This window comes from Clostridium sp. AF32-7AC (genome assembly GCF_003477925.1).
Taxonomy (GTDB): Bacteria; Bacillota; Clostridia; order Lachnospirales; family Lachnospiraceae; genus Otoolea; species Otoolea fessa.
Map to the genome: position 1 here is coordinate 66,668 of NZ_QUEG01000002.1, position 21,180 is coordinate 87,847.

General features: G+C 43.3%; 15 protein-coding genes. 14 read left to right on the plus strand and 1 reads right to left on the minus strand.

Translation table 11 applies throughout. The features are described 5' to 3' along the window. Positions 1-207 precede the first annotated feature (207 nt). Positions 208-1,509, plus strand: a complete 1,302-nt coding sequence (locus DWZ45_RS04520) for an AAA family ATPase (RefSeq protein WP_118467849.1) — start codon at positions 208-210, stop codon at positions 1,507-1,509. A 169-nt stretch (positions 1,510-1,678) separates the two neighbouring features. Here the strand turns inward: DWZ45_RS04520 and DWZ45_RS04525 are convergent, their stop codons facing one another. After that, on the minus strand, positions 1,679-1,987 hold the full coding sequence (locus DWZ45_RS04525; RefSeq protein WP_118467851.1) for a helix-turn-helix transcriptional regulator: 309 nt from the start codon (positions 1,985-1,987) through the stop codon (positions 1,679-1,681). A 300-nt stretch (positions 1,988-2,287) separates the two neighbouring features. Here DWZ45_RS04525 and DWZ45_RS14490 point away from each other — a divergent pair, with 300 nt between their 5' ends. From DWZ45_RS14490 to DWZ45_RS04590, 13 genes are all read left to right on the plus strand, one after another. Further along, complete coding sequence (locus DWZ45_RS14490) at positions 2,288-2,464, plus strand: hypothetical protein (RefSeq protein WP_182426630.1); 177 nt, start codon at positions 2,288-2,290, stop codon at positions 2,462-2,464. Between the two features lie 63 nt (positions 2,465-2,527). Further along, positions 2,528-5,431, plus strand: a complete 2,904-nt coding sequence (locus DWZ45_RS04535) for a serine/threonine-protein kinase (protein WP_118467855.1) — start codon at positions 2,528-2,530, stop codon at positions 5,429-5,431. Positions 5,432-5,611: 180 nt separating this feature from the next. After that, the gene (locus DWZ45_RS04540; protein ID WP_118467857.1) at positions 5,612-9,610 is read left to right on the plus strand and encodes a putative Ig domain-containing protein; all 3,999 of its coding nucleotides are present in this window, start codon (positions 5,612-5,614) and stop codon (positions 9,608-9,610) included. Positions 9,611-9,814: 204 nt separating this feature from the next. After that, a complete protein-coding gene (locus DWZ45_RS04545; protein ID WP_118467859.1) occupies positions 9,815-10,903 on the plus strand; it encodes an AAA family ATPase in 1,089 nt (362 codons plus the stop codon). Positions 10,904-10,930: 27 nt separating this feature from the next. After that, entirely contained in the window at positions 10,931-12,166 is a 1,236-nt protein-coding gene (locus DWZ45_RS04550) for a CpaF family protein (protein WP_118467860.1), read from the plus strand. 15 nt (positions 12,167-12,181) lie between these two features. Then, the gene (locus DWZ45_RS04555; RefSeq protein WP_118467862.1) at positions 12,182-12,970 is read left to right on the plus strand and encodes a type II secretion system F family protein; all 789 of its coding nucleotides are present in this window, start codon (positions 12,182-12,184) and stop codon (positions 12,968-12,970) included. 15 nt (positions 12,971-12,985) lie between these two features. After that, positions 12,986-13,912: a type II secretion system F family protein gene (locus DWZ45_RS04560; protein WP_182426631.1), complete on the plus strand. Its 927-nt coding sequence runs from the start codon at positions 12,986-12,988 to the stop codon at positions 13,910-13,912. A 55-nt stretch (positions 13,913-13,967) separates the two neighbouring features. After that, positions 13,968-14,153 (plus strand): Flp1 family type IVb pilin, encoded by a 186-nt coding sequence (locus DWZ45_RS04565; protein ID WP_118467866.1) that lies wholly within the window; start codon positions 13,968-13,970, stop codon positions 14,151-14,153. 136 nt (positions 14,154-14,289) lie between these two features. After that, on the plus strand, positions 14,290-14,958 hold the full coding sequence (locus DWZ45_RS04570) for a hypothetical protein (protein WP_118467868.1): 669 nt from the start codon (positions 14,290-14,292) through the stop codon (positions 14,956-14,958). A gap of 135 nt (positions 14,959-15,093) precedes the next feature. Further along, positions 15,094-17,529 (plus strand): DUF5702 domain-containing protein, encoded by a 2,436-nt coding sequence (locus DWZ45_RS04575; RefSeq protein WP_147353097.1) that lies wholly within the window; start codon positions 15,094-15,096, stop codon positions 17,527-17,529. A gap of 13 nt (positions 17,530-17,542) precedes the next feature. After that, positions 17,543-18,655, plus strand: a complete 1,113-nt coding sequence (locus tag DWZ45_RS04580; RefSeq protein WP_118467872.1) for a hypothetical protein — start codon at positions 17,543-17,545, stop codon at positions 18,653-18,655. Between the two features lie 2 nt (positions 18,656-18,657). After that, entirely contained in the window at positions 18,658-19,305 is a 648-nt protein-coding gene (locus DWZ45_RS04585) for an A24 family peptidase (protein WP_118467874.1), read from the plus strand. Between the two features lie 94 nt (positions 19,306-19,399). Beyond that, positions 19,400-21,169: a DUF6382 domain-containing protein gene (locus tag DWZ45_RS04590; RefSeq protein ID WP_118467876.1), complete on the plus strand. Its 1,770-nt coding sequence runs from the start codon at positions 19,400-19,402 to the stop codon at positions 21,167-21,169. Positions 21,170-21,180 lie beyond the last annotated feature (11 nt).

A 21,180-nucleotide genomic window follows, 5' to 3' on the forward strand; every position in this document is an offset into this window, starting at 1 on the left:
ATACCTCTCTTCATATTGGATATATTGCAGTATATGAAGAGAGAAAATTGAGAGGTGCCTGTATCAGGATTCTTTTTGTTCTTGTATCAGTAAAATAGAGATGATAAAATAGAGATTAGATAAAAGAAAAGTTGTAATTATAATTCGATATGGTTATAACATGGGAACGGAAAATAGAAAAATCAATGGAAACGGGGGGATGTCATAGTGAAAGAACGGCTGAAACTTCCGATTGGGGTAGAAAGTTTTGAAGAGATTCGAACAGATGGCTTCTATTACGTGGATAAGACAAAGTTAATTGAAGAACTTTTAAACCAGTGGGGAAAAGTAAATTTATTTACACGCCCACGGCGTTTTGGAAAATCATTAAATATGAGTATGCTTCGCAGCTTCTTTGAAGTCGGGGCGAAGCCGGAATGGTTTAAGGGCTTATATATTTCTGAAAATACAGCTTTATGTGAAGCTTACATGGGAAAATTTCCAGTTGTTTCCATTAGCTTAAAAGGAGTCAATGGGGCAACGTATGAGGAAGCAAAGGGATATTTAATTAAAGTAATTAACCGCGAAGCCAGACGGCTGCAATTTTTGATGGACAGTCCAAAACTGACCCGGTTTGATCGGGAACTGTTTGACGAGCTTCTGCGGAAAAATATGGACGACGAGACGCTGACCAGCAGCTTACAGGAGCTGTCTGAACTTTTAGAAAAACATTTTGGAGAAAAAGTAATCGTTCTGATCGATGAATACGATGTTCCGCTTGCCAAGGCAAATGAGAATGGATTTTACGATGAGATGGCACTTTTGATACGGAATTTATTTGAAAATGTCCTGAAAACGAATGACAGCCTTAAATTTGCGGTGCTGACAGGATGCCTGAGAGTGGCAAAAGAAAGTATTTTTACGGGGTTGAACAATTTTAAAGTATATCCGATTACCAGTGCCGCGTTTGATGAATACTTTGGTTTTACAGATGCAGAAGTAAGGGCATTGCTTCATGCTTATGATCTGGATGAAACATATGAGACGGTGAAAGCGTGGTATGATGGATATCGTTTTGGAAAAGCGGATGTCTATTGCCCGTGGGATGTAATCAATTATTGCAGCGATCATATTAGTGATTCAGAGCTGCCGCCACAGAATTATTGGATCAATACCAGCGGAAATGAGACGATGTACCATTTTATTGATGAAATGGGAGAAAAGCAGAAATTGACGAAAACCGAACTGGAAGCGCTGGTAAATGGGGAGTCAGTCCAAAAAGAAATTAACGAGGAACTGACCTATAAAGAGCTGTATGCATCTACCGAAAATATCTGGAGTGCGCTGCTGATGACGGGATATCTGACCAAACGCGGGGAAGCCGATGGAAAACGCTACCATCTGGTTGTTCCGAATCAGGAGATACGAAATATCATAACGGAGCATATCCTGATGCGTTTCCGGGAAAATGTGGTCAGGGATGGAGCGATGGCGGAGAAATTCTGTCGGGCGCTGGCAGATGGGAGTTGAGCAAATATTAAATTATGGGATTGCCTGCAACCGGAAGAAGTGTAAGGTAATGATGAAAAGAAGTAAATAGGAAAAAAGCACAGGGGCTGCTGTGATATGGAATAAGTGTTTGGATTGATTGGAACACACAAAAATTTCTTGTCACAGCAGCCCTTTTGTTGTACTTATATTACAATTTTTTCTGTTTTTCTTTCGATTCATCAAAGTAACGCATCAAACGATACAAAATCTCCCGTTCATCATCGGAATAATATTTTAACGACAAAAGTTCCGTGTCATCCATTCCGAGAAGATAGTCCGAGGTAGTATGAAGCACCTTGCAGAGCTCTGGAAGAATTTTGCTGGATGGGATGGAAAGGGACATCTCCCATGCGTTTACACTAGAGCGGGTAATCGAGAGTCGTTTAGCCAGTTCACTTTGAGTCATGTCATTTTTTTCGCGAAGTTCGCGAATTCGATCAGCAGTTTGTACGATCATGGAAATCCTCCTTTTTATAATAATGATAGCGTTCCAAAAGGTAAATGAAATTATCATGAAAAGATAATGGGAAGTGACGGGATAAAAATGTGTTAAATATAATTGCCTATAAAGGATAATGAAAATTGACAAAGGAACAAAAAATGATATAATTATTTTAAGAAAAATTGGACCACATGCAAAAACAAGGTGTGCATTTAAAATATAGGTACGGAAAAAGTTACAATTAAAAAAATGGAAGAGATGGAGCAAGGCGTGATTGCTCAGGATTATACAAAACGATTAAAAAGGAATGTGAAAATGGGAGAATGGAATGACAATATTTTGTTTTTAGGCGGTTTCATATTGGCGGGGGCAGCAGCAATCGGCGGTGTTATCACTTATTTGATATCGAAGATTCGCTGGGCATCTTTAAATTATCAGCTGGATATGGAGTATGGAAAGAGAAATCTTTCGAAGCATGCGAAAAAACGATAGAAAAAACTAAAAGAAGTACGATGTTTCAGCACGATCAAAGTTATAGAAACAGGGGATAAGAGTATGCCAGAAATGATAGCTTCCACGTATGAAATAATAGAGAAGATTGGTTCCGGTGGCGGCGGAAATGTCTTTTTAGCGTATCATGTACGTCTGGGGAAAAAGGTTGTCCTAAAGGCGGATAAGCGGAAGATCACGACGAAACCGGAGCTTTTACGCCGGGAAGTAGATATATTAAAGGAGTTAAATCATCCGTATATTCCGAGAGTGTACGACTTTTTTGCAGAAGGCGATACGGTTTATACGGTTATGGATTATATCGAGGGAGAAAGCCTCGATCGTCCGTTAAAAAGGGGAGAACGGTTTTCACAGTCACAGGTCATCACATGGGCGTGTGAGCTGCTGGAGGCATTGTCATACCTTCACAGTCCGACCCACGGGGAACCGCCGCGCGGATTTGTACACAGCGATATCAAACCGGCGAACCTGATGCGGACCAGGGACGGACATATTTGCCTGATTGATTTTAACATTGCATTGGCTCTGGGCGAAGAAAATGTTATTGGCTGTAGCGCGGGATATGCGTCGCCGGAGCATTATGGACTTGATTATTCATCCAAAAGCGCGTTGGGGTTTGTGTCGGACAGTCATATAAGAGAAAATGAACCGAAGGATGAGATGGCAACGGTGCTTATGGCAGATGACGGGGCAGATTCAACTTTAACCGTTGCAGAGCCAAATCGGACAGAGACATTTCATAAAGAGGAAAGTGCTTCGAGCCAGTACAAAAAGGTAGTTCCCGATGTCCGCTCCGATATCTATAGTGCAGGGGCAACTCTATACCATCTTTTAAGTGGAAAAAGACCTGCGAAAGATGCGCTGGCGGTGGAACCGCTTCTGGAAGAAAATATAAGTCTGCTGGTCTGCCGGATCATAGAAAAAGCGATGAATCCCAATCCGGATCTCCGGTATCAGACGGCAGATGAGATGCTGGAAGATTTCAGGACACTTCGTAGCCGGGATCCACGTGTGAAGAAGCAGAAACGGCTGGATCGGACAATGGCAGCCGCTTTTGCAATTCTATTTGCAGCGGGTGTATCGATGTCTTTTGTGGGATTAAAGCGGATGAAAACAGCGGAGGAATGGTTGAAACTGACGGAGTATTCGAAAGCTGCATTTTCAGAGGGAGATGTGCAAAAAGCCGTTTCATATGCGTTGGAGGCGCTGCCGGATCGGAAAGGACTCCTAATGCCGCAATATGAGGCAGAGACAGAAAAGGCGCTGGCAGATGCGCTGGGTGTCTATGATTTGGCGGATGGCTATAAGGCGGAACGGGTTATTACATTGCCTTCAGAGCCGCTTGCCCTGGCAGAGTCGCCAGATGGGAGAAATGGGGCGGCGGTTTATGCGTGGAAACTGGCAGTTTTTGATATGGCGACAGGGGAGATACGGGCAGAACTTCCAGTCGAAGAATCTGCTTTGTCGGAGGTGCATTTTTTAGATGCAGATCGGCTCGTCTATGCGGGAGCAGAAGGAGTCAGTGTCTATGATATATCTGCTGGGAAAAATTTGTGGACCGGGGAGAAGGCGACGGCATTATCAGTATCCGGGGATGGGAAATGGATTGCGGCTGTCTATAAGACGGAACCGTATGCAGTTATTTATGATGCACAGACAGGAGCCGTGCGCGAACGGGTTGATTTTGCCGGGCGCAGCCAGCAGGTAACGGCCAATGACCGTTTTGTAAATCCCCATGACAACCTGTTCTGTCTGAACGAAGATGGAACTTTTCTGGGAGTCAGCTTCCAGGATGGTTCCCTGGAAGTAATGAATCTGGAATATCCGGACGATACGCTGGTTTTATATGAGGCAGGAAGCGGATACAGCCACTTTGAAGGCGGATTTTACCAGAAATATTTTGCCTTTTCTGCATCTGGCAATCAGGGTTCCCAATTTGCGGTCATTGATACGGAAGCAGAAATACAGACAGGCGGATTTGATTCCCAGAGTCCGTTTGGCGTGTATACGGATGAAGATGGAATCTGCGTACAGACGGAAAATCTTCTGGTTCAGATCGATCCGGAAACGGGAGAGCAGAAACCGCTTGTAACACTGACTGATCTGATTGATGGATTTACCAGAGACGGGGAGAGAACCCTGATAACAGCGGGAAATCAGGTACAGTTCTATGACCGGAGCGCCAGCCTCGTGACTTCCTTTGAGAAAGAGACGGGCAATGAACTGCTTCAGATGGCAGGCGGAAAAGCGCTGATTGGCAACAGTGATTCGCCGTCCCTACGGGTCATTGGATATGAAGATCATAAAGAACAGGAGATATTTTCTTACGATCCGTTGGTCAAACATGATGAGGCGCGGGTCAGCGCGGATGGAAATACGATCCTGCTGTTTCAATACGATCGGTTCAATCTGTATGACAGGGCTGGAAATCAGCTCGCGGAAGTTGCGATTCCCGACGCGGATCAGGTATACGATCAACAGTACCGGAGAGAAGATGGAAAATCGTGGCTGGAAGTGATCTATAACGATGGAAAAATCCGGGAATACAGTGCCGCGGATGGCACCTGCATTTCGGAAAAACAGGGGGAAAAGCCAGACGTAACCTTGACGGAGACCTTTGAAACCAGCCGGTACCGGATTGAATCGCCGCTTCATGGCACACCGGTGGCGTATGATAAGAAATCGGGAAAACAGGTCAGGAGGCTGGCAGAAGATGCCTACCTTACCTATATAACAGAAACGGGTGATAATATCGTGGCACAGTATGTGACAGTGGGTGGAACACGTTATGGAGAACTGTTAAATCAACAGTGTGAGCCGGTTGCGGAGCTTCCGTGGCTGTGCGATGTAGTGGACGACACGCTGATATTTGATTATCCATCTGGTAATATGCGGGAAAGCCGCATTTACAATATCCATGAGCTGAAAGAAATAGCTCGTGAAGAGTGATGAAAATCACAAAGGGGAGTATGAAAGAGATTGCAGGAGGTGGTACAAGGGAGCGTGAGAGAAAGAGGTACGTTTGAAGCGGAACATGATGATTGCCGATGCAGAGCAGAAAATGTAAAGCAGAGGTCGTAATGAAAACGCGCAAAGGTACATAATTCGAATGAAAAGGAGGAGGAGTGTGTGAGAAAAGGAAAGAAAAAGCTGGCGCAGATGATGGCAGCCGTCCTGACGGCGACGACACTGCTTCAGACACCGGTCAGTGTATTCGCAGATCCGGTTGTGAAAGAGCAAGTGGAAAAAGAAGCTTCGGAAGGGGATTCAGAAACCACACAGGAGCCGGAGGACGAGAAAGAGGCAGAAAAAAACGAGACCTCAGAAGACGAGAAAAAAGAAGATTCCAAGGAGGATGCAGGCGAAGATCCGGATCAGAGTGAAGATGGAAAATCAGATGCCGATTCAGACGATTCGGAGGATGAATCGAAAGAGGATTCGAAGGACGGCAAAGAAGGGGATGATTCTGACAAGGAGGAGACCGGAAAAGACTCTGAACAGGATAAGAAAGAGGACTCTGATTCGGTAGATTCTAAAGAGGATCAGGATACTTCCGAAAAAGAAGATGCCAAGAAAGATGCAGAAGAAGCCGAAGAGCCAGAGGAAGAGCCGGAAAAGAAGCCGGGGATTCTGGATAAGATTTTAGATGCATTGTTCCCGAAGAAGGAGATTCCCGAAGAAGAGATTGAGGAAGTGGAGGAGGCAACTCCGAGCGAACTGATTGCACCGCAGTCGCTGCTTGCACCGGCGGAAGTAGTGGATGCGTATGTGCTGCTGAATAATGACAGTTATACAACCAATCAGGACATCCCTGTCAGTGATATTCTGGAAAATATGAAAAGCCTGGAGGATGGTTCAGATGTTGAACTGCCGGAGGATTATGATACGATTCTCTGGACAAAAGGTGAATGGGTCAATAGCGGTAAGAATGACAAGGTTCTGGACAATCCGATGGAAGTTTTCATGGACGGGGTGATTACGATCCGGAATGCGGGTCATCGTACATCCTGTAATTTGGAGTTCTTGGTTGGTACGGGCAAACAGCTGGATGATGATGCGACACGCTATAAGGTACGTGTATATCTGAGAGGAAGAATTGAAGAGCAGCTGGATTTCTCAATTTACGATGATGCTGGACACGAACTATACGGAGACTGGAAAACAGATACCTCAGAAATGGATAGTGAAGATTTAACCGTCACTGCCAGAAAGTTTTATTGTGATGAGTATCAAAAAGGAGAAACATATAAGTTAAAACTGGATTCGTTTGTAAAACGCTGCATGAATCAGGACATGTCGGTGAAAGCATATCGTACAGCTGATTACGTGGATCATTTAGAAAACAATATACTGTCGGGGGCAACGGAGCTGACAGATGAATTGTTTAAAACCGGATATGAATCCGAATTTACAGAACCGGATGAATTTGAGGATGATAATCTGATTACGATTGCATATATGGATCCGGCGACAAACGTAGTTTTAGGCAGCCTGTCCTTTGAAGTGGATGTGTTGCCAGAGGAAGAGGGAGAAATTCTCGGTCAGTTTTATGCATATGAAAATGGAAGCATGAAACCGGTATCAGAGGAAGAGTATGGCAATCTGTATTCTGGCAGTACGTTTTATTGCTGGATGAGATACACTCAGAATGGATATTCTATAATAGAAAATGAATATTCGAATATGGATGTGGATGAGGTATTCTATGAACTGGAAAAGGGATATACGCCAGTTTCAAAGATATACTATCTGCTGGATATCGATGGAGATAAAGAAGTATCAAAAGTATATCTGGGATATCGCACGGATAATGATGAGTATATATGCCCGGAGACGATCGCGGAAGCGGAACAGAATGGGGCGAAAGATATCACGGATGAGGTTTTAAAACAGCCGGGAAAAGAAGCACCGTATGGATATCAGCTCCAGCCGGAAGACTATATGCAGTACTATGAGGGAATCATGGAAGATGACCTGGCAGAACTGGAAGTATGGGGAATGTTTGGTCTGACCGTCTTTTTCGAAGACGGGACATGCTATATGCAAGAGGTAGAAGTTGATGCGCTAGAAGATGATTACGATGGAGATCTGGAAGAAGATGACGGACCGATCGTCGGACGTGAGGATCCATATTTCCAGATGCAGAGTGCAAATGAAGTGTCATATGCAAATTCATTTTATGTGAAAAATACTCCATCCTATACAATGGATACCTACTACGGCTATGGATACCAGACCGTCTTTTTAATGGATGAACAGGTTGACTTGTCTACGCTGCATCCGGTTTTCTGGAATGCGTCAGATATGAAAGTCCACAGCGGAGAAAAACAGATAAGTGGAGTATCCGAAAAAAATTTCTCGGATGGCCCGGTACAGTATGTGGTACACAATGATAAGAAGAAACGCAACTATCAGGTTTCGTTTGTGAAGAAAGAGAGCGGACCGAGCCTCTATGTATTTGGACCGGAGATGCGTGAAGTCTACCTGACCGATTATTTTAAATACCGTCATGATATTCTGATCGCGAATGTGGGTTCAGAAGCGCTGACGGGTCTTAAAGTAGAACTGGAAAATGCGAAGAATGTAGCGCTGGATAACTACTGGACACTGGGCGGAAACGGTAATGATACGCTGGGTGCCTTTACCAGTACGAGTGTCCGCTATACGGGCGACCATGTAGATATGCCAAACCTGGCAAAGGTACGTCTTGTCCCGGACGGCGAAGGCGAAATTTCCGGTACGCTGGTTATTTCCACAGACGGACAGGAGCCGGTGGAGATCGAACTTCAGGGATATGCGGAGGATCCGCACTTTACCACGGACGAGCTGAGCGATGCGGTTAAATATGTACCGTATTCCTATATGCTTGCGACCAGCAATATTCATCAGGAAACAACGGAAACATATAAAATTACAGATGGAGAGCTGCCGGAAGGTCTGAGCCTGAATGCAGCAACCGGAGAAATCTATGGTGTTCCGCTGGAAACAGGTGAATTTACGTTTACGGTAAAGGTTACCTACAGTAAGGCAGAATTTTTACCGTCCCTCGAAGAATTTACATTGACGGTGCTGGATAACACCAATCAGAATGTTCACGATGCGTCGGATGCAGGATACGAGGTAAAAGAATATCTTGGTACTGAAATGGCACAAGGAACTTATGATTACTTAATCAGCGGACTGTCGGATGAATTATTTGTTTCCAATGGTCTGTATGACGAGTTCGTAGGACTCTGGTTAAACGGTGAAAAGTTAGTGGATGGTGTTGATTTCACGAAGGTAAGTGGAAGCACCCGCATGACAATCCGCAGCCAGACCTTCCAGAATAAAGGAAGAAGCGGTATTAATACAATCGCAGCCGAGTTCCGTACAGGCAGCGGCAGTACAAAGGTATTAAAGAGAACCGCACAGAACTTCCGGATCACTGGAAAGAATCAGGGTGACAACGGTAATAACAACAACGGTAACAATAACAGCAACAATAACAATGGCAACAGCCAGACAAACACCAATACTGGCAACAGAACTTCTTCCAGCCGTGACACTGGCAGCAGCGCAGGATCCTGGTCCCGGGAAAATGGCAAGTGGCGCTATAAGAATCCGAATGGAACCTATGCGGCAAATGAGTGGAAGCAGCTTTCCTACAATGGCGCGATGGAATGGTACTATTTCGGAGCAGATGGAACCATGATGACCGGCTGGCTGGTACTGAACGGAAAAACCTATTACCTGAATCTGGAATCTGACGGCACACAGGGTAAGATGTGTACCGGTTGGAAACTGATTGATGGTATCTGGTATTTCTTCAATGACAGTTCAGATATGGAACAGCGCGGCGTCATGACAACAGGGGGCTGGCAGTACCTGGCATACAACGGCACAATGGAATGGTATTTCTTCAATGAACAGGGTCAGATGCAGACTGGCTGGGTAACAGATGGAGATAAGAAATATTATCTCTACCCGATCGCGGATGGAACGCGCGGCAGAATGTTGACTGGCTGGCAGACGATTGACGGAAAAGAGTACTATTTGAACGAAGTGTCAGATGGAACTAAGGGCGCGATGGCGACGAGTACACGGATCGGTGACCGATACGTGGATCAGAACGGTGTCCGGGTTCGGTAAGCTGGTACGAAAAAATGAATTTTTAGTGTGAAGACAGGGCAGTGGATGATGTGGATCCGCTGCCTTGTTTTTTGTGATAAATGAGCATAGTTTTATTTTGTCAAATTAAATAATCATAAAATGATTATAAAAATTGACAAAAGTAAGAAGGATGGTATAATAATTTATATACAAATGTGCAATAAAAGATGAGGGGCTTGGACGATGAAAAAAAGAATGGTTTTGGCGGATCTGGATAGTGAGTATTTAAATCATATAGCCGGGTATTTTATGGAACATGCACCACAGTTGGAACAGAATTTATTTACAAAATCAGAGAAATTAAGAACGTATCTGGAGCGTGGGGAAGCAGCAGATATTTTGGTTATTAGTGAAGATATGCTGGATGCAGTACCTTCAAACCTGGGCGAAAAAACGACCAAAATTCTGCTTTCATCAACCATGGAGCCGAAAGAAGGATATGCAGTTGTAAAAAAATATCAGAAAACACAAAATCTGTTGAATGATATATTGCTTAAATATGCGGAAAAGAGTGGTTCAGCGGAGGCGATCCGGGGGAAAAGTAATACACGTATGATTGCGTTTTACAGTCCGGCGGGAGGCAGCGGAAAGACGGCATTGTCTCTGGGACTGGCATCCAGTATGGCGGCAGAAGGGAAAAAGGTGTTTTACTTAAACCTGGAAGCGATCGATTCGGTCAGTGAGATATTGCCTCATACATCGGGCAGTCTTTCAGACTTGATTTTAGCCGTGCGTTCAAAAGGTATGGATGCGGGATTGAAAGTGGCGGCTTATGTGGGTATGGAGCCGGAAGGGAGATTTTTCTATATATCAGGACTGGATAGTGCGGCAGAGTACAGGGAGCTAAAAGGTGAAGATATACAAAGACTCCTGAAATCAATCCGGGATTTGGCAGAATACGATGAAGTGATTATAGATTTATCGTCGGGCTTTTCGGAGATAGAAGAGGTGGCGTTGAAAGAAGCGGACGTGATTTATGTACCACAAGTAGAGGGAGAGGCAGCCGTTGCAAAAATGAGACGTTTTCTTCGTGAAACGGAATTTCAGGAAACATGGCGGGTTCTGGCAGAAAAGATGAAAATGATTGTAAACCGGACAGCAGCATCAGAGATTCGCTCAGAGTTTTCAAATAGTGGAATTTTGGCACAGATTTCCTGTGTTTGTGTCGTGGCAGAGGCGCCATTGTTTTCAGATATGCGGCAGATTATACGGTCGGGAAATATGTTGAAGTCGATTATGGTGCCTCTCATGAGCCGGGAGACTGCGGAATAAAGTTTCTGAGAGAAGGGGAATGATGCGATGATAGAGAATATGCAGGAATATGTGAGACATATCCGTGCGGCTGTATCGGATCGTCTAGATTTGACGAGAGAAGTGGAAGATGACGAGATAAGGGAAGTAATCAGCCAGATCGTAGCAGAAGAATCGCGCCAGAACTATCTATCCTTAGGAGAACGGCAGACTGTGATTGAAACGGTGTTCAACTCGATGCGCGGTTTGGATGTACTTCAGCCATTGGTGGATGATCCGTCGATTACAGAGATTATGATTAATGGTCCTCACCATGTTTTTATTGAACAAAATGGACGCCTGTATCAGAAAAATGTTAGTTTTGGTTCAAAAGACAATTTGCTAAACGTCATTTTAAACATTGTATCCAAAGTAAACCGAACGGTCAATGAAGCAAATCCGATCGTAGATGCCCGCCTTCTGGATGGTTCCCGAGTGAATGTTGTACTTCCACCGATCGCATTGGACGGACCGACGGTGACGATCCGAAAATTCCCAGAGGATCCGATGACGGTCAAAAAGCTGATTGAATACGGTTCCATCACTCCGGAGGTGGCGGAACTTTTGGAACGAATGGTAAAAGCGAAATTTAATATATTTATTAGCGGTGGTACAGGCTCAGGAAAAACAACATTCCTGAATGCGTTGTCCAATTTTATTCCAAGAGATGAGCGTGTTATTACGATCGAGGACTCGGCGGAATTACAGCTGAAGGGGATTGACAATCTTGTCCGGATGGAGACACGAAATGCCAATATGGAAGGGAAAGGAGAGGTTACCATCCGGGATCTAATTCGCTCTTCCCTGCGTATGAGACCGGAGAGGATCGTTGTAGGAGAGGTCCGGGGCGCAGAGGCACTTGACATGCTTCAGGCGATGAATACCGGTCATGATGGTTCTCTTTCGACGGGACATTCGAACTCAACCAAAGATATGCTGAGTCGACTGGAAACGATGGTTTTGTCAGGAAATAATATTCCGCTCGAAGCGATTCGCCAGCAGATTGCATCTGCGATTAATATTATTATCCAGTTATCGCGTTTGCGTGATAAGAGTAGGCGGACGGTGGAAATCACGGAAGTGGTTGGATACGAAAATGGCGAGTTCCAGTTAAATACACTCTATAAATTTGTCGAACATGGCGAAGATAAAAATGGACGAATTATAGGAGGACTGGAACGTACAGAGAATCCGATGGTAAATACGTTTAAATTTAAAATGGCTGGTATTTCGGATAAGGTGTAAAAATGGGGGAAAGAAATGTTTGGTAAGAAAAAGGAAAGATCTGTTCCCAGGGAAGATGGTCTGACAGATTATGATGTATATATAATGGGAAAGCAGGAACGCATCCTTACGATTATTTTTGCTGCGATTGTGCTGTTTGCAGTTGGATATGTTTTTTATCATAATATTATTTTATCGATGCTGTTTGCTCTTTTGTCATTTAAGTCTCCGGATATTCGGACGGAACAGATTATTCGAAAAAGAAAAAATCAGCTGACTTTGCAATTTAAAGATATGCTGTATTCATTGTCCTCGGCATTGTCAGTTGGAAAGTCGGTTGAAACAGGTTTAAAAGATTCATTAACCGATCTACGGGTTATATATCCGGATCCACAGACAGATATATTGGTGGAATTGGAATATATCATCCGCGGTATCAGTATGAATAATACGGTAGAATCGATGCTTCAAAAATTTGCCGAGCGCGCACATCTGGAAGATGTTGATAATTTTGTTGATATCTTTGTCACCTGTAAACGGACAGGCGGTGATTTGATTCAGGTGATGCGTTCGACCTCCAATACGATTGGAGAGAAAATTGAGGTGAAGCAGGAAATAGATACGATGATCGCCGGAAAAAAATTTGAATTTAATGTGTTGATGGTTATGCCGGTTGTGATGATTGTATTTTTGACGTTGACATCGGGGGATTATATGGCTCCGGTATTCAATCAGATAGCAGGTAATCTGGCAATGACGGTGGCAATTATCTTATTTATTATCGCTTATATTGTGGGTTCAAAGATTATGAAAATTCAGGTTTAATGAATGGAGGAGGAAATGCTGGGTATCATAGTTTCAGGCGCGGTGGCAGTGCTGTTAATTGGAAATTTTCTGCTCTGCTATCTGCGTTCCAAAGGGAAATATGACGAGTATATGGAATATGTAGATAAAGAAGAGTATGGATTGAAGGATTTTATTCCACTAGGTCTTTGGAGAAGTGAACATAGATTTCCTGAGTCTAAAAGGCCTATGCAGCTTCAGACGGTTCTGGCGCGTCATAAAAATACGGTGTATCAGAAAATTCTGGAGATACGGGGACCGAAAGATGCGTCTTTTTACCATTTTATCCATGGTGGTTACCGGGAGGCGGCAGCGATTTTATCTGGTGCGATGCTTTCATTGATGGGAGTGATTTTTGCAGTACAAGGAGATTCTTCGAATGGAATACTGTTGAGTGTACTTGCAGTAGTGGCGGGAATAGGAGTCCCGTTCCTGGTTGACAGCAGCCTGGATGGGGATATTCGGAAGCGGAGAAATGCACTTCAGATGGAATTTCCGGAATTTGTGAACAAATTGACACTGCTGGTAAATGCCGGAATGACGATCTCAAAGGCGTGGGAAAAGATTATTAACGAGAATAAAAAAGAACATATTCTTTATAATGAAATGCGTTTTGCCTTGATGGAGATCAAGGCGGGAAAACCAGAAGGTGTAGCATATGAAGAATTTGCGAGACGCTGCCATGTCAAGGAGATCACAAAATTTGTTTCGGTCATTGTGATGAATCTGCGCCGCGGCGGCAGTGAGGTGGTACCGGTTTTACAGGCGCAGGGAAATGAGTGCTGGGAGATGCGAAAAAATGCTGCCCGTCAGATGGGAGAGGAAGCCAGCACGAAAATATTGATTCCATTAATGATTATGTTTTTAGGAATCGTTTTGATTGTATCGACGCCGGCGGTTATGAGTATGACGTCGGGAATGTAAATGGTAGATTGGCTGAACAGCCTTTTTATAACAATAAGACAAAGGAGGAAATGGTATGGAACTGCTGAAGCGTTTCTGGACAGAAGAAGATGGTATGGGAACTGTGGAGATTGTTATGATCATTGCGGCTCTGATGTGTATTGCACTGTTGTTTAGAAAACAGGTATTTGATTTTGCAAAAGGTATCATGGAGAAAGTGTTCAAAACAGATACAGTGAAGGATGTTGGAGTCGGAGGCTGATATACAAAAAGTTTTTTGTGAGATCATTCGTTTACGTTTGATTTTTAAAGTGGAAGACTACAATCACATTGAACGGGCAGAGATAGGTAATACCGAGTTCTATTCTCTGCCCGATACCAAGACAGGAGACGGTGGAATGAAGAGGAAAGGATTCTCCTTATGTACGTTTCAAAAAAATCAGGACGGATATTTGACGATTGAAGCAACGATGGTCTTTTCGGTCCTGTTTTTTTCTTTGATATTTATTCTTTTTATGGGAATAGTGCTGTATCAGGAGGTAAATACACAGAGTCTGGCGGCACGGGCGTCTGAGAGAGGTTCAGTTATATATAGTTCCCGTGTATCAGATATGACAACGGGAATAAAAAAGTTGGATGATTTTAAAATTCATGATCCATACCGCAATGTACCGTTTATGGATAGCGGGGCAAAGAAAGATTATACGTCGGTTGTGAACCAATATGTGTCTGCGGGGCTGGGAAAATATAATGTTATTACTGGAACTGTGAAAAATAGCGGAAATTATACAAAAGTAGAAGATAACCTGATTTCTAAGAAAATCAAGGTCAATATAGAGAGCAGTTATAAGATGCCGGTTGATTCGGTTGCAGAAATGTTTGGGAAAAAAGGTCCATTTGATGTAAATACAACGATGGTATCGGCCGTAGTTGATTCACCTGATTTTGTCCGTAATGTTGACTTGACGATGGATGTGGTTAAACAGACGAAGCTATATGGAAATATGGAAAATGGGTACAATAAAATCAGGGATGCGTTGGATAAAGTAAAAGAACTATTAAAGTAGAAGAAGCCGTAAATAATGGGGGAGAGAATGAACTTTTTTCGAAAGAGAACAACGAAAGGTGCGATATCTATATTTCTGGTTATGATATTGGTGCCAACTTTGCTTTTGTCAGCAGTGCTGATTGATGGAAGCAGAATGGCGAGTGCCAGAGCGATGACGCAGGAAGCAGGGGATTTGGCAGCAGCCAGTGCACTGGCTTCTTATAATGAAGATTTGAAAGATGAGTATGGTCTATTTGCGATAAAAGACCCAGGTAAGATAGAAGAAATTTATAAGGAAAGCCTGAAAGCTACCTTATATGCATCCGGACTTTCGGATGATGAAGAATACTCAGAAAAAATATGGGGGATTTTAAAATCGCAGATTGGAGCTGGAAATCCATATAAGGGGAAAAAATTTTTGAATTTATATGATTTTTCGGTTGATTCCTGTGATGTTGAGGCGATCCATAGCCTGGCAAATCAGGAAGTCTTGGAGAATCAGATGATCGAGGATGCAAAATTCCGCGGAGTTTATATTATGGCAGACAGGCTTGGTTTGATAAGCCAGTTGGGTAAGGCACAGGAGGAACAGAAGGCAAAAGAAGAAGCTGCGGACGCCATGGAAAAAAAGATGGAAGTGGATGATAAGAATAAAAAAACAGATCAGATCTTAAAAGAACTGCGGGATACCATTGAAACATTAAACAACGCTATCAAGAAGGTGGATGAGTGCCAGGAACGCTATAAGAGTGAGTTACAGGCGGAAATGGAGCGCATCAAAAGTGAATATGAGGCGGATGATGAAGGAGATCAGGAGAGCGGAAGCAAAAAGAAGAAACAGTCTGCAGATGTTTCCTGTAAGGCGAGCCGCACTGCGCTGAAGGATGCGTTGAAAGATGTCAGAAAGACAGCTTCAGATGTTTATAAAAAGGCAGAATCAGCAAAAAAGGAAGTTCAGAATTCGATTACAAAGTTGCAGCAATATAAGGATGGATATAATGGAACATCGAATGAAGATATAAAGGAATTGCAGGAGGAAGCAGAGTCTGGCATTAAGGAATATGAAACAACTTATCTTCCTGCGATTGAGAAAATATTAGACGATGAGACGTTAAAAAAGTTAAAAGAGGACAGTGGTCTGGAGGGGCGTATTGATAAAAAAATGACCCAGATAGACGCAGCGATCCGGAAATATGGAGAAGAAAATCCGAGGCAGGATTCCGATGAAGATGATTCTTCATCGGAGGATGACTCAGAAGACGATGAGGAAGAGGAAGTAGAATATTATTTTTATTACTTGAATACTGGTGGCATGACAACATCGGTTTCTGAGGCGTTAAGTGGTTCCTCTAAAACACGTTCCTATGATCCGGCAATTAAAAGTGAAACGGAATATTTTAGCGAAAAAAAATGGAATAGCAAAAAAAATTGGGAAAATATTAACCCAACAATGGAAATGGCAAATGCAGATCAACAAAAGAAGAGCAATGCCACAATTACCGAAGATTTTGCCAAAAATCAGTCAGCGCAGTCACAGGAAAATGTGTCAGATGAAAATCCGAAGGCAAGGGGAAGCGTGGAGAATGCCGTGTATCAGGCATTGCCGTCTAAGAATAAGTCGTTGACGGATCAGGAAAAGGAGAAAACAACTTCTTTTTATAATCAAGATGGAAATCTTGACGGGGCAAAAAATCTTCTTAAAAATCGTGACCAGAGTATGCTTTTAAAGGTTGGGGAGGCAGGTCGGGATGAAATCCTGGATCTTTCCTATATGTTCGGGACTTTCCGGACACGCCTGACAGGCGTTGAAAAATTTTCTAAAAAGGGAATGTCAGATGCGGATAAGAACAGCTTTTATATGCCAGAGTGGAGATATGCACATGAAGATGGAGAGCAGGATATGCGGTTTGATGCGAAAAAGAACCGCGATTCAGTTTTGCGAAGTGAAGTGGAATATCTCGTATATGGCATGCAGAGCGATCAGAAAAATGAAGATGCGGTATATGCGACCATTTATGCAGAACGCCTTGTGAATAATATGCTGGCAGTTTACCGAAATAAAGAGATTAAAGCTGCCTGTATAGAAGCAGGGGCAGCCGCAAGTCTTTTAACAGCTGGTCTTGTGCCTCCAACGGTGTTTAAATGGATGTTTATTTCCGCCTGGGCAGTGGCAGAAACGTATGTAGATATGAATTACCTGATTAACGGAGGCTATAAAATTCCGTTGTTTAAGACAAAGGATAATCTGATTTTGACACTGGATCCATCGGAATGGACAGAGGGGAAAGATTTAAAGTCACATTACCAGGAAAAAGGAATTTTTGTTTCGTATGAGGATTATCTCCTTATTCTGCTGCTTATACAGGGAAAAGAAAAGCAGATCTTGAGAACGGCAGATTTGATAGAGATGAACATGAAAAAAACGGATGGAAATTTCACGATGGCAAATGCGTATACATACCTGCGGGCGGAAAGTGCGATGTCGGTCCGTTATATGTTTGGAAGTGTGACACCGTTTCAGGCGGAATACGAAAAGAATGGTGTAATGGGACGGATGAAGTTTAAGAGCACGATATATCAGGGATATTAATAGGAGGAGTGACATGAAAAAATGCAGGAAGCAGAGAGGCGCTCTGACGATAGAGGCATCGATCTCCTATTCGATTTTTATGATGATTGTTGTTACGTTCCTCTATATCATGCGGATTGTCTATGCCTATGGATTGATACAGCATGCCGTTGCTCAGACTGCCAAGGAATTGTCCATGTATTCCTATTTATATCAAGTAACGGGCATGAACGATGCTTATCAGGATATAAAAAATTCGACTTCCGGTAGAAAGGATCAGTTTAATACGGATGCAGGTGAAATAGTAAAACTGTATGAAAATCTGCAAAGCGGAAATTATGGGGAATTGGAGTACAATGGAACGCTTAATCCGAAAGATATATTGAAAAATATAGGCAGTGCGATGCTCAGTGAAGCGTCGGATGAAGCAAACACGCAGCTTCTCACATTGGTGGCGAGACCAATGATGGCTGGTTACATAGGAGCGGATTCATCGGAACAATCGGCGGATTCACGTTTGCAGGCGCTTCGTGTGGTGGGCGGATTGAATGGAATTGATTTGAATAGTTCCAGTTTATTTGAAGATGGTGTGACGATTGATTTAGTGGCATGCTATACGATCGATCCGATTCTTCCACTTGATATTGTGCCAGAACTTAATTTTTCAAACCGCGCATATGTGCGTGGAATGAGTGGGAAAACAGCTTTCCAGAGAAAAGAATCTGAAAATAAAAAAGAACAGAGTGTCTGGGATATGGAAAGTGATGTGAAACGTGGCACAGAAATTCAAAAGCAGCAAAATGTAAGAAATCTGCCGGATAAATTCTTTGTATTTTCTGCATTTGATTCAGTAAGCGGAAAGGCGACGGCGGAGCAGTCCATTGATTTACGTGAAAAAACGTATCAGTCAGTCAGCGGAATTAAAGGTGCGATTAACAGGAAGTGCAGCAAAATAGAGAATTATAAAACGACCACTTATGATGGGGTAACAGTGGATGCTGGAGCAATTAAAAGCAGAGAACTGATCATTTATATTCCGTCTTCAACAAAGGACAGGAAAATTGATCGTAGTATGTATGATGAGGCGGTGAAAGAGGTCCAGAAGAATCATCCAGATATTAAGATTATCACGAAGGAGCTCGACTGACGATGCATGGAATTATATGTTTGATTTTGGGTGTGCTGGCTTTACTTGGAGGAATGCGTATTCTTATAGCCTGGAAATGGTTTAAGGGAGCGGAAGAAGCTTTTCATACAATCTGGCTGGATAAAAGAACATATTGGATCAGTTTGGTGTATGCAGTAACTGTGATCCTTATATTTTGGCTGGGAAATCGGGAGAGAACTGAAATCGGCAGTGCCTATGTGCGTTATTTTGATATGGTAATTACGTATTTTCTGTTGGCGGCGGTGGATATCCGGAAAAAGATAGTGCCAAATGAAATACTTCTTTGTTATCTGGCAGGGCAGATGTTGATGATGGCGGCATTTGATACGCCGGAAATTTGGATTCAGTCTTGGATAGGTGCTATTGTGCTAAGCGTATTGTTGGGCATTTTGGCATGGTTTTCAAAAGGCGGATTGGGGCTGGGGGATGTGAAGCTGCTGGGAGTTACAGCCCTGACGGCTGGGTGGATGTACACGATTCAAGTGGTTTGCCTGGCACTTGTGCCATCGTTTGTGTATAGCATATGGGCGTTGGCTGTTTGCCATAAGGGACGAAAAATGGAGATTCCTTTTGTGCCGTTTTTGCTTGTGGGAATGATGCTGCAACTTTGGTGGCAGTGCATGAGTTGATGCAGGAAACAGAAGTTGCAGAAGAATAAAAGTTTATTAAGCTGAGTTGCTGAAAATATTTGGTGATTCAAGGTGTGATAGGAGGAAGGGAGAAATGGATATGAATGAACAGGTACATACATCGTATGATACAGTGGGCAGTTCCAGTTATCTGACGATGGCATTGCCAGACGAGGTGAAGGTTGTACATTATCGTCTGGAAATGCTGACGTCGAATGAAATTACGCAGTTGCTGCCAGTTTCAAAACGGGTCGTGGATGGGGAAAATGTTTTATATTTTAATATTTCGTCGCTTTTTTCGCTGGAACAGATTCTGGAGAGAAGAAAACTGAAAAAAGATGAGTTAATAACGATTATGGAAGGACTGGTACGGGCAGCGAAAGATGCAGAAGATTATCAGCTTCCTATATCAGGGTTTGTGATGGAGCCAGCGTATATTTTTGTGGATTCAGCGACCTGTAAACCTTTTTTTGCATATCTGCCGATTGAAGGGACGGATGAGAATGGACATTCAGTAAAATCGTTTTTCCAGAATCTGATTATGCAGGGAAAGCTGGAATTGACGAATGATAATTTTATTCAGGTGTTACTGAACGCACTGAACCAGGAACCATTTACAGTGGCAGCATTGGAAAAATGTATAAAAGATATCCGTTCATCGCGTGGAACAGAGGAAGCAAGAAAAGTTACAGGTTCCCGGAATTTATATGCGGGAAATACTCCACAAAGAAAACCGGAAAATATTTCGGCAAATCCTCCGGTTCAACCGGTAAATTGGAATGGGGCGCCACAACCGGCACATTCAGAGAGAAATTTTATCGGAGAGAACATAGGGGCGCAGGCTACGGGAGAAATGGGTGTCAAGACAGAGCGCCCGGAAACGCCGGGAAAACCGCTGCCACCGCAGTCTAAAAAAGAAACTAGAGTAGCCAAAAAAAATGCAAAAAAGAAAGAAAAACCGGTTAAGAAAGAGAAAAAAGTTTCCAATCCGGCGGTGGACGAAAGTTTTGATGCGGAAAAGGCAAAGAAGAAATTTTTGCTTCCACAGGCGATTGTTATGGTTGCAGTGGCAGCGATGATTTCGTTCGGATTTTTCGTAGATGGAGAGACTGGTGCAGTTGCGGTAAATAATATACTGGCAGCAGTGATTCTGATTGTTTTATTTGAAGTCATTTTATACCGTGAGGTTTTTGTCAACTCTAAAAAGAAAGGCGGATCTTCTTCCTCTGGGAAAAAGGATAAAAAGGCAGTAAAACAGGCAGGTCAGAATGGGAAAAGACCAGCAGTTCCAGGACAGAAGCCACAGGTACCAAATCAGAATCAGCCGTCGTTCAGCCGTCCGGCAGCGCCAGAGGCATCTGTGCAGGAACGTCCAGTGATATCCCAAAGCGCACAGCCGGTTTCATCGATTCCGATGGCAGCCCCGCAACCAATTCCAATGCCAGCGGCACCGGTAGTACCAGAACGTATGATGGGAAGAACAGAGAATGTTTACGCGGCAGATTCGTCAGAAATGGATGAAACGCAGCTGGCGGGAGATGAAGGCTCTGATATGCCGGTTTATCTGGAATATTATGAAAATGGAGTGCTGACGAGAGTGCCCCTGGAACGCGCAAGTACGTTAATTGGAAGGCTTCGTAGCCAGGTGGATTTTGCTGTTACGAATCCCAGAGTTGGAAAAATACATGCCGAATTTATTGTGAGGGATGGAAAGGTTTTTGTAAAAGATTTGAACTCTAAAAACGGAACCTATATAAATGGAAATCCGCAAAGACTGGGAAGCAATGTGGAATATCCATTGAATGATAGAGACAGAGTTTCTATGGCTGACAGTGAATTTACACTTCGGTGTAGTTCCAGGTAAAAGTAGTATAT